At 73.4% G+C, this 10,573-nt stretch carries 8 protein-coding genes; 2 read left to right on the forward strand and 6 right to left on the reverse strand.

Annotated features, from left to right (window positions below):
• On the reverse strand, window positions 1-1,331 hold a 1,331-nt coding region (locus WMI84_RS14040; RefSeq protein ID WP_347354196.1), incomplete at its 3' end, for an aspartate aminotransferase family protein.
• A 35-nt stretch (window positions 1,332-1,366) separates the two neighbouring features.
• Window positions 1,367-2,857 (reverse strand): CoA-acylating methylmalonate-semialdehyde dehydrogenase, encoded by a 1,491-nt coding sequence (locus WMI84_RS14045; RefSeq protein WP_347354198.1) that lies wholly within the window; start codon window positions 2,855-2,857, stop codon window positions 1,367-1,369.
• A gap of 138 nt (window positions 2,858-2,995) precedes the next feature.
• Here WMI84_RS14045 and WMI84_RS14050 point away from each other — a divergent pair, with 138 nt between their 5' ends.
• Entirely contained in the window at window positions 2,996-4,375 is a 1,380-nt protein-coding gene (locus WMI84_RS14050; protein WP_347354200.1) for an aminotransferase class I/II-fold pyridoxal phosphate-dependent enzyme, read from the forward strand.
• An 81-nt stretch (window positions 4,376-4,456) separates the two neighbouring features.
• Here the strand turns inward: WMI84_RS14050 and WMI84_RS14055 are convergent, their stop codons facing one another.
• Complete coding sequence (locus WMI84_RS14055) at window positions 4,457-6,091, reverse strand: AMP-binding protein (RefSeq protein WP_347354202.1); 1,635 nt, start codon at window positions 6,089-6,091, stop codon at window positions 4,457-4,459.
• Window positions 6,092-6,234: 143 nt separating this feature from the next.
• On the opposite strand from WMI84_RS14055, the gene WMI84_RS14060 reads away from it, so the two are divergent.
• Window positions 6,235-7,179 (forward strand): LuxR C-terminal-related transcriptional regulator, encoded by a 945-nt coding sequence (locus WMI84_RS14060; protein ID WP_347354204.1) that lies wholly within the window; start codon window positions 6,235-6,237, stop codon window positions 7,177-7,179.
• 26 nt (window positions 7,180-7,205) lie between these two features.
• Here the strand turns inward: WMI84_RS14060 and WMI84_RS14065 are convergent, their stop codons facing one another.
• From WMI84_RS14065 to WMI84_RS14075, 3 genes are all read right to left on the reverse strand, one after another.
• Window positions 7,206-7,880, reverse strand: a complete 675-nt coding sequence (locus WMI84_RS14065; RefSeq protein ID WP_347354206.1) for a response regulator transcription factor — start codon at window positions 7,878-7,880, stop codon at window positions 7,206-7,208.
• Between the two features lie 4 nt (window positions 7,881-7,884).
• Window positions 7,885-8,775 (reverse strand): universal stress protein, encoded by an 891-nt coding sequence (locus WMI84_RS14070; protein ID WP_347354208.1) that lies wholly within the window; start codon window positions 8,773-8,775, stop codon window positions 7,885-7,887.
• 124 nt (window positions 8,776-8,899) lie between these two features.
• Window positions 8,900-10,573 (reverse strand): GAF domain-containing protein (locus WMI84_RS14075; protein WP_347354210.1); only part of this gene is annotated, 1,674 nt, incomplete at its 5' end.

Consider the following 10,573-nt stretch of genomic DNA (forward strand, 5'->3'; position numbering starts at 1 on the left):
TCGAGGATCGCCAGGCCCTCGCGCACCTCGTCGGCGCTCGTCGTGCACGGGGGCACGACGTGGGTCCGGTTGAAGTGGACGAACGGCCAGAGGCCCCGCTCCTTGCACGCCGCGGCGAACTCCGCCATCGGCCTGGCGTCGGCGCCCGTCGCGTTGAACGGCACGAGCGGCTCGCGAGTCTCGCGACTGCGCACCAGCTCGACCGCCCAGAACACGCCGAGGCCACGGACCTCGCCCACCGACGGGTGGCGCTCGGCGAGAGTCCGCAGACCGGGGCCGATGACGTCCTCGCCGAGGGCGCGGGCGTGCTCGACGACCTTCTCGTCGCGCATCACGTTGATCGAGGCGACCGCGGAGGCGCAGGCGAGCGGGTGGCCGGAGTAGGTCAGCCCGCCCGGGTAGACGCGCTCGGCGAAGGTCGCCGCGATGGCGTCGGAGATCAGTACCCCGCCCAGCGGCACGTAGCCGGAGTTGACCCCCTTGGCGAAGGTGATCAGGTCGGGCTCGACACCCCAGTGGTCGATCGCGAACCACTCGCCGCACCGGGCGAACCCGGCCATGACCTCGTCGGCGATCAGCACGATGCCGTGTTCGTCGCAGATCTGCCGGACCCCGGCCAGGTAGCCGTCCGGCGGGACCAGGATGCCGTTGGTGCCGACGACCGTCTCGAGGATGACCGCGGCGACGGTCTGCGGGCCCTCGACCATGATCGTCTCGCGCAGGTGCTGCAACGCCCGGTCGCACTCCTGCGCCGCGTCCGCGGAGTGGAAGGCCGACCGGTAGGGGTAGGGGCCCCAGTAGTGCACCACCCCCGGTTGGCCGGGCTCCGAGGCCCACCGGCGCGGGTCGCCGGTGAGGGCGATCGCGCCCGCGGTGGCGCCGTGGTAGCTGCGGTAGGCGGCCAGCACCTTCGGCCGGCCGGTGTGCAGCCGGGCCATCCGGACGGCGTTCTCGTTGGCCTCGGCGCCGCCGTTGGTGAAGAAGACCTTGTTCAGGCCCTGGGGGGCGACCTCGGCGATGAGCCGGGCGGCCTCCGAGCGGGCGTCGTTGGCGTAGCCCGGCGCGATCGTGACGAGCTTGTCGGCCTGCTCCTTGATGGCGGCCACGATGGCCGGGTGCTGGTAGCCGATGTTGACGTTGACCAGCTGTGAGGAGAAGTCGAGGTACCGCTTGCCGGAGTAGTCCCAGAAGTGGCTCCCCTCGGCGCCCGCGATGGGCAGGGGGTCGATGAGGGCCTGTGCCGACCAGGAGTGGAAGACGTGGGCCCGGTCGAGCGCGCGCACCCCGGCCTCGTCGAGGGTGGGCAGCAGGCTGGTGGTCGTGTCGGTCATGTTCGTGTCTGTCATGGTTGCCTCGGTCATGGTGGTCATCGGGTGGTCGGGAAGCCGAGGTCGATGGACGACGTGGCCGGGTCGGGCCAGCGCGACGTGACGACCTTGCCGCGGGTGTAGAAGTTGATGCCCTCCGGACCGTACATGTGCGTGTCGCCGAAGAGCGAGGCCTTCCAGCCGCCGAAGGAGTAGTACGCGACCGGGACCGGGATCGGCACGTTGATGCCGACCATGCCGACCTCGACGTCGAACTGGAAGGCGCGGGCGGCGCCGCCGTCGCGGGTGAAGATCGCGGTCCCGTTGGCGAACTGGTTGCGGTTGATCAGCTCGACCGCCTGCGCGTAGGTGTCGACCCGGACGACGCCGAGGACCGGGCCGAAGATCTCGTCGCGGTAGCAGGTCATCTCGGGCGTGACCCGGTCGAGCAGCGTGGCGCCGAGGAAGAAGCCGTCCTTCGGGACGTCGGCGGCCCGGCCGTCGACGACGACGCTCGCGCCGGCCTGCTCGCCGGCGTCGATGTAGGAGGCGACCTTGTCGCGGTGCTCGCGGGTGATCAGCGGGCCCATGTCGGTGTCGGCCTTGCTGCCGTCGCCGACGACGAGCTTGGGCAGGCGGGTGGCGATGGCGTCCACGAGCGGCTGGGCGACGTCGCCGACCGCGACGGCCACCGACAGCGCCATACAGCGCTCACCGGCGGCGCCGTAGGCGGCCGAGACGAGGGCGTCGGCGGCGACGTCGAGGTCGGCGTCCGGCAGCACGACGGCGTGGTTCTTGGCCCCGCCGAGCGCCTGGACCCGCTTGCCCTGGGCCGTGCCGGTCTCGTAGATCGAGCGGGCGATCGGGGTCGAGCCGACGAAGCTGACCGCCGCGACGTCGGGGTGGTGCAGCAGCGCGTCGACCGCCTCCTTGTCGCCCTGCAGCACGGTGAACACGCCGTCGGGCAGGCCGGCCCGGCGCCACAGGTCGGCCAGGAACAGGGCGGCGGACGGGTCCTTCTCGCTGGGCTTGAGGACGAACGCGTTGCCGCAGGCGATCGCGTTGGCGCACATCCACATCGGGACCATGACGGGGAAGTTGAACGGCGTGATGCCGGCCACGACGCCGAGCGGCTGGCGGATGCTGTAGACGTCGACGTCGGTGGAGGCCTGCTCGGAGAAGCCGCCCTTGAGCAGCTGCGGCACGCCGGCGGCGAACTCGACGTTCTCGAGGCCGCGGGCGATCTCACCGAGCGCGTCGGCGTGCACCTTGCCGTGCTCGGCGGTCACGATCGTGGCCAGCTCGTCGGCGTGGTCGGACAGCAGCCGGCGCATCTCGAACAGCACGTGGGCCCGGCGCGAGAGCGAGGAGCGGCGCCACTCGTGGGCGGCCTCGACGGCGCCGGCCACCGCAGCGTCGACCTCGGCGGTCGAAGCGAGGTCGACGCGGCCGGTCTCGGTGCCGGTCGCCGGGTTGAAGACGGGTGAGGTACGGCCGGACGTGCCCGGGGTGGGGGCGCCGGCGATCCAGTGCGAGATACGAGTGCTCATGCCCGAAATCTATATAACAAGCGACCGCAATACAATATAGTGATTGTCATGTCACAAAGTGCAGGGTCACAGGGTGTCGGGTCACAGGGTGTCGGGTCGCAGAGCGTGGTGTCACAGGGTGCAGGGTCACAAGATCCGGTGTCTCAGACTGCCGGTGCGCGGATGACGCTGCGCGAGGTCGTCTCCGAGATCGAGCAGCGGATGGCCGAGCCCACCGCGAAGGGGCTGGCCCTGGCGGTCAGCCGAGCCGTCCGGGAGCAGGTGCTGCGCTCCGGGGACCGGCTGCCGCCGATCCGTGACGTGGCGCGGGAGCTGACGCTGTCTCCCACGACGGTCAGCTCGGCCTGGGGTCTGCTGACCCGGGCCGGCACGCTGCGCACGGAGGGGCGGCGTGGCACGGTCGTGGCCGGTGCGTCCACCCCGCGCGACGGGCGCTACCAGCGCGCCCTCGAGCACCAGACCGAGCTCACCCTCGACCTGTCCACCGGCGTGCCCGACGAGGCGCTGCTTCCCGGGCTGGCCCGAGCCCTGGCCGCGGTGACCACCGCCGGGACACCGCGCAGCTACCTGGACGACCCCGTGCTGCCCGAGCTGGCCGAGGTGCTCGTCGGGTCGTGGCCGTACCCGCCACCCGCCATCGCCGTCGTCGACGGGGCGATGGACGCGCTGGACCTCGTCATCCGCGTGGGCCTGCGCTTCGGCGATCGGGTCGTGGTCGAGCATCCCGCGTTCCCGCCGCTGCTCGACCTGCTGGAGGCCGCCGGCGTGGAGGTGGTCGGGGTCCCCCTCGACGAGGGGGGGATGGTGCCGGATGCCCTGGCCGAAGCCCTGGGCGGTGGCCCGCAGGCGGTGTTCCTGCAGCCGCGCGCGCAGAACCCGACCGGGGTGAGTATGACGCCGGGCCGCGCCCGGGCGCTCGCCGCGCTCATCGGCGCGAGCGAGGCCGTCGTGGTCGAGGACGACTCGACTTACGGGATCGCCGGCACCGCCGACGTGAGCCTGGGCACGACCCTGCCGGGGCGGACCGTGCACGTGCGCAGCTTCTCCAAGTCCTACGGTCCGGACCTGCGGCTGGCGGCCCTCAGCGGCCCGGAGGACCTCGTCGGCGAGGTGCGGCGGCTGCGCCAGCTCGGCCAGGGCTGGAGCAGCCGGCTGCTGCAGCGCGTGCTGCACCACCTGCTCACCGACGACGAGAGCCGGGCCGAGGTGGCTGCGGCGCGAGCCGAGTACGCCCGGCGCCGTCGCGCCTTCGTCGCGGCGCTGACCGCCCGGCGGGTGCCCGTCGGCGGGACGGACGGCATCAACGTCTGGGTGCCCGTGGCCGACCAGGCCGCCGCGCTGGTGCGCCTGGCCTCGCGCGGCATCGGCGTCGCCCCCGGTGGCCCGTTCGCCGTGCTGCCGGAGGAGACCGACCACGTCAGGGTCACGGTCGGGCTGCTCGAGCACGATCTCGAGCAGGTCGCCGACGAGATCGCCGGGGCGGCGCTGGCCGGCGGCTGGGGAGCCCGCGGGCGGTGACGCGCCTACCCGACCGGGGCCTGGTACCCACTCGACGGTCCCCCTCCACGTCGAGTGGGCACCGGGCCCCGGTCGAGCGGGTCAGCTCGTGCTGCGGGCGCGGGCCTGCTCGCGCAGGATGAACCGCTGGATCTTGCCGGACGGCGTCTTGGGCAGCGTGTCCACGAAGTGGATCGTGCGCGGGTAGGCGTGCGCGGCGAACTGGGTCTTGACGCGCTGCTGCAGCTCGGTGACCAGCTCCGGCGTCCCCTCGTACCCGGGTCGCAGGACGACGTGCGCCTCCAGCACCTCGCCGCGCAGCTCGTCGGGGGCCGCGACCGCGGCCGCCTCGGCCACGGCGTCATGGGTGACCAGCACGCTCTCGACGTCGAAGGGACTGATCCGGTAGCCCGCCATGATGATGACGTCGTCGTCCCGGGAGGAGAAGAAGATCCGGCCCTGCTCGTCCTGTGCCGCCGCGTCGCCGGTGAGGTACCACCGACCGTCCGGGGTGAAGCGCTCGGCCGTCTTCTCCGGCGCGTTCAGGTAGCCGGAATACCACATGAGCGGGCTCGCGGTCGTGTCGATCGCCAGGCGCCCGACGGTCCCGGCGGGGGCAGGCTCGTCCTGCTCCTCGAGCAGGACGCCGAGCGCCCAGCCGGGCAGGGCGCGACCCATCGAGCCGACCGGCACCTCCTCGCGCAGCTCGTCGCGCCACGCGTTGGCGGCGACCATCCCGTGCTCGGTCTGGCCGTACTGGTCGCGCACCGCCACGCCGAGGGCATCGGTCGACCACGACACGACCTCCGGGGTGAGCGGCTCGCCGGCCGACGAGGCACGACGCAGCGGGTGGGAGCGTCCGGCGGAGGCGGCGTCGGCCCGCAGCGCCCGGTAGATCGTCGGCGCGCCGGCGAAGTTGGTCACCCCGAGCTCGTCCAGCACGCGCCAGGTCAGCTCCGGGCTGAAGCCCGAGTGCAGCAGGAGGCTGGTGCGGGCCAGGGCCAGCGGGGCCAGGACCGCGTAGTAGAGGCCGTAGGCCCAGCCGGGGTCGGCGGCGTTCCAGAAGATGTCCTCCTCGCGGACGTCCAGGGCGTCGATCAGGTAGCGGGTCAGCGCCGCGAGGGAGCGGATCGGCACCGGCACGCCCTTGGGCGCGCCCGTGGTGCCGCTCGTGAAGAGCACGACGAGCGGGGCGTCGGGGCCCAGGCGGGCCGCGTCGACCGCGGGTCGGTCGGCGGCGTCGGCGACGAGGTCCGCGTAGCGGGACCAGCCGGCGCGCTCCGGCCGGTCCCCGCCGACCTGCACGACCTGGAGCTGCCCGGTGCCCTCCTCCGACAGCTTGCCGACCTGGTTCGCGTCGGCGACCACGACCCGGGCGCCGCTGCCGTTCAGGCGCATCGCGATGGCGGGTGCGGCGAAGGCGGTGAACAGCGGCACGTGCACCGCACCGAGGCGCCAGATGCCCAGCAGGATCTCCGGCAGGTCGAGGGACTTGCCCATCAGCACGCCGACCGCGTCGCCGGCTCCCACCCCCAGCCCGGCGAGGGCCGCCGCGGCCCGCTCCGACCGACGGCGCAGCTCGCCGAAGGTCAGGTCGGTGACCGAGAGGTCCGGGTCGACGACGCGGAAGGCGACGGCCGCCTCCGGGTGCCGGTCGCAGAGCAGCTCGGCGGCGCAGGCGTCGGGCTGGCCGTACTCGGCGAGGGAACGGGCGACCTCATCGGTGGACTGGGTCATGGGCGGGGTTTCCTTCCTGGGCGCGGTGCCGGCTTGCCGACGTTGCCTAGAAGTATGCGGTGTGCCCCCCGTGACGCATACCTCCCTTCGGAGGTGGTCGGCGCCACAGACGGCAGCGCGGCCGGGCACCTAACGTGGTTGTCGTGACTGTCCCGCTCCTGACGCATCGCCTCCCGCTCGAGGCCGGGACGGTCGACCAGCTCGAGTCCTGTCTCGCGCGCGGCGCACGGCAGCTGCGACTCGTGTCCGGGGCGGACCTGGTCTTCGGCGGCCCGGTCGTGACCGGTCCGGGCAGCCGCCCGGCGATCGCGATCCGCGCCCTCGAGGGCAACCTGGGCCGGTCCCTGCTCGGCCTGCACGTGGTCGCCGGGTCGGGCCTCGGCGGCAAGGCGCTGGCCCTCGGCCGGCCGGTCATGGTCCACGACTACGCCAACTCCGCCGAGATCGTCCACGACTACGACCAGGCGGTCGCTCCCGAACGGATCGCCACCGTGCTGGCCGTGCCGGTGCACGTGGGCGGCGCGCTCGGCGGGCTGCTCTACGTCGCCAGCCGGGCCGATGTCGCCCTCACCCGCCGCGTCGTCGAACAGGCCCTCACGGTGGCCAGGTCCGTCGAGCGCGACGTCCTGGTCGAGCGGACCGTGCGGCGTCGGCTCGCTGCTTCCTCCGTCGAGCGGGCACTGGCTCCCGGCGGGCCGGACGCCGGTTCCCGCTCGGCCGGGAGCCGGACACCGCTGCGGCCGGACCCGGCCCGCACGGCCCTTCGCGCCGAGCTGGACGAGGCCGTCGCCGCGGTCGCCGACCCCGCCGTGCGTGCCCGGATCCAGGCCCTCACCGCGCAGCTGCTCGGTGCCGGCCCGACGACCCGACCGCGGGCGAGCGGCATACCGTCGATCACGCTGACCCCGCGGGAACACGAGGTGGTTCGGCACGTCGCCTCCGGCCTGACCAACCGCGCCACCGCGGAGGCGCTCGGGCTGCGCACCACGACCGTGAAGGCCTACCTGAAGTCCGCCGCGCGCAAGCTCGGCGCGACGAACCGGGTCCACGCGGCGCGACTCGCGCGCGACGCCGGGCTGCTGGCCTGACCGGAAGGCTGCCCCGGCAGGGTTGCTCAGCGGTACGAGCGCCGGCTCGACCACTCCTCGTGCCGGTGGTCGCGCCCGTGCGTGGCCGCCAGGACGGCCGCCTGGGTGCGGCTCTCCAGCCCGAGCTTGCCGAGGATCGAGGTGACGTAGTTCTTCACGGTCTTCTCCGCGATCGACAGGGCCTCGCCGATCTGCCGGTTGGTCAGCCCGGCGGCGATCAGGTCGAGGATCCGCCGCTCCTGCGGTGACAGCGAGCGCAGCCGGGGGTCGTTCTCCTCGTGGCGGGTCCAGCCCTGCCGCACCCGGGCCAGCTGCTCCTCGTCGATCAGGCACTCGCCCGCGGCGATCCGGTGGATCGCCGCGACGAGCCCGGCCCCCTTGATGTCCTTCAGCACGAACCCCTGGGCCCCGGCCATCACGGCCATCGCCAGGGCCGACTCGTCGTCGAAGGAGGTCAGGACCAGGCCCCGGATCGTCGGGTCGACCGACCGGACCTCTCGGCAGACGTCGATGCCCGACCCGTCCGGCAGCCGGACGTCGAAGATCGCCACGTCCGGCCGCAACGCCGGGATCCTGCGGGCCGCCTCGTGCGCGAGGCCGGACTCGCCGATGACGGTGATCTCGCCGGTGGACTCGAGCAGCTCACGCAGGCCGCGCCGGACGATCTCGTGGTCATCGAGCAGGTACACCGTGACCGGCATGTGCTCACCGTCTCACGACGAGCACCGGGACGGTCGCGTGCTGGATGACGTAGCGGCTCACGGAGCCGAGCAGCAGGCGTTCGAACCCGCCGAGGCCCCGGCTGCCGACGACGAGCAGGCCGGCCTTCTGCGCGGCGTCGACGAGGGCCCGGGCCGGGTGCTCCTCGTAGACGAGCGTGTCCACCGTCAGGTCCGCGTGGCGCATCTTGGCCTCCGCCGTGGCCCGGGCGACGGACTCGCGGGCCTGCTTGCCGAAGAACCTGGCCTCCCCGTCGATCATCGACGTGCCGGACACGCCCTCGCCCCAGACGGTCATGGACGAGAGCACCCAGGTCTGCACGATCTCGAGCGGGGCGCCCCAGCGGTGTGCCTCGTCGGCGGCGATGTCGACCGCCTTGAGCGCCGCGTCCGACCCGTCCACCCCGACCATGACCGAGTGGCGCACGCCGGGGAGCACCACCTCACCGTCGGGGACGACGGCCACATGGCACTTCGCGTGGGCGACCACGCCGTAGACCACCGAGCCGATGAAGATCTGCCCCACCCGGGAGCGGCTCGGGTGGCCCACGACCACCAGACCGGCGGACTCGGACGCCTGCACGAGCGCGTCGGCCGCGTTGGCGGCGACTCCGACGACCTCCACCTGGGTCTCGTCGAGGATCTTCAGGGCCCGTTTGTGCCCGTCCTCGGCCAGCTCCTCGGCCAGCTCGCGCGGGTGGAACGGCAGGGCCGCGTTGATCCCGATCCCGTTGTACTGCCAGGGGACCGCCGCGACGACCTTCAGGCCGACCCCGCGACGCTTCGCGTGCTGGGCGGCCCACTCGACCGCCGACTCGGCCGCTGGTGAACCGTCGAACCCGACAACCACCTGGTCGGTGCCGGAAACCGTCTGCATGACTCCTCCTCGATCGTGCCCGCAGCTCGACCCTCCCCGACTGCCACCGGAGCGGCAAGGGACCTAGGTCCCCAACCGCGGGACCGGGCGCAGCAGCCCGCTCGAGAACGGCGAGGTCGACGCGTCAGCGGGACGGGCGGGGGACCCGCCAGGTCAGCGTCGTACCCTCCCCGGGCTGGCCGACCACCTCGAGCGCCCCGCCGCGCTGGCCGGCCCGGTGGGCCAGGTTCGCCAGCCCGCTGCGGAGCGCGTCGCGCGACAGGCCGACGCCGTCATCCTGCACCTGCACGGTCACGTGCGAGCCGACCGTCACCCGGGCCCGCACCCGGGAGGCGTGCGCGTGCCGCGCCGCGTTCGCCAGCCCCTCACGCAGCACCGCGACGACGTCGCGCCGCAGGTCGCCGCCGAGCGCGTCGATCCGCCCCTCGACGGTCAGCTCGGGTGCGAAGCCCAGGGCGTCGAGGTAGTCCAGCGTCACCGCGTGCAGCTCGGCCACGGCGTCGCTCATGTCGCCCGAACCGGTCCCTGCGCGGTGCAGCTCGAAGATGGTGTGGCGGATGTCCTTGATGGCCGTGTCGAGGTCGTCGACGGCCTCGAGCACCCGCTCGCGCACCACCGGGTGGATCGTCAGCGGCATCGCCGACTGCAGCGACAGTCCAGTGGCGAACAACCGCTGGATGACGTGGTCGTGCATGTCGCGGGCGATCCGCTCGCGGTCCTCGAGCAGCGCCATCGTCGACCGGTTCCGGCGGCCCTGGGCGGCGGCGAGCGCCAGCCCGGCCTGCCGGGAGAAGTCGCGCAGCGCGTCGAGCACCGCCGCGTCGCGCACCACCGCGTCGCCCAGCACCGCGCCGCCCACGTCGGCGCTGCCGGTGCGCGCAGGGTCCCGCGACCAGGCGATCAGCAGGAAGCCCATCCGTACGTCACCGACCACGACCGGCACGACGAGCAGGTCGGCCTCGTCGTCGACGTCCAGCACCGCCCTGGCGGGCGCGCACCACGGCGGCGGCGCGAGCCTGTCGTCGACGAGTGTCGGCTCGGGCAGGTACCAGGCAGACTCCCAGATCTCGGGCTCGAGCGGCCCGTCCGCCCCCGCTGCCGTGCTCGCGCCGAGCCATAGGGCGCCGTCCTCCGAGAGCAGCACCGCGGCGGCGCTCGCGGCGGACAGGGCACGCACGTCCGCGACCAGGCCGGCAAGTGCGGGGCCGTCGTCGTCGGACTGCAGCAGGACCCGGCTGAAGCGGGCCACCGTCGCCGTCCACTCCGCCTGACGCTCGGCCCGCTCGTACAGCCCGGCGTTCTTGATCGCCACCCCGGCGGCGGCGGCCAGGGTGACGAGCATCGACTCGTCGGCCGCCGTGAACTGCGCACCGCCACGTTTCTCGGTCAGGTAGAGGTTGCCGAAGACCTCGTCGCGGATCCGCACCGGGACCCCTACGAACGTGGTCATCGGGGGATGGTTCGGCGGGAAGCCGGAGGACTTCTCGTGCGCCCCGATGTCCTTCAGGCGCAACGGCTTCGGGTCGGTGATGAGCAGCCCGAGGATGCCGTGGCCGCGGGGCGGAGCACCGATGGCCGCGCGCTCCTGCGGCGTCACGCCGTGGGTGACGAACTCGGCGAGCCGCTCCCCGTCGGCGCTGGGCACGCCCAGTGCGCCGTACCGCGCGTCGACGAGCCGGCAGGCGGCCTCGACGATGCGCTCGAGCACCTCCGGCAGGTCCAGGTCCGAGCTGATCGCCACGATCGCGTCGAACAGCGCCGCCAGCTGCGCCTGGGAGGTCGCGGCGGCGCCGACGGA

Source organism: Intrasporangium sp., assembly GCF_039812505.1.
In the GTDB taxonomy this organism is placed as follows: domain Bacteria; phylum Actinomycetota; class Actinomycetes; order Actinomycetales; family Dermatophilaceae; genus Intrasporangium_A.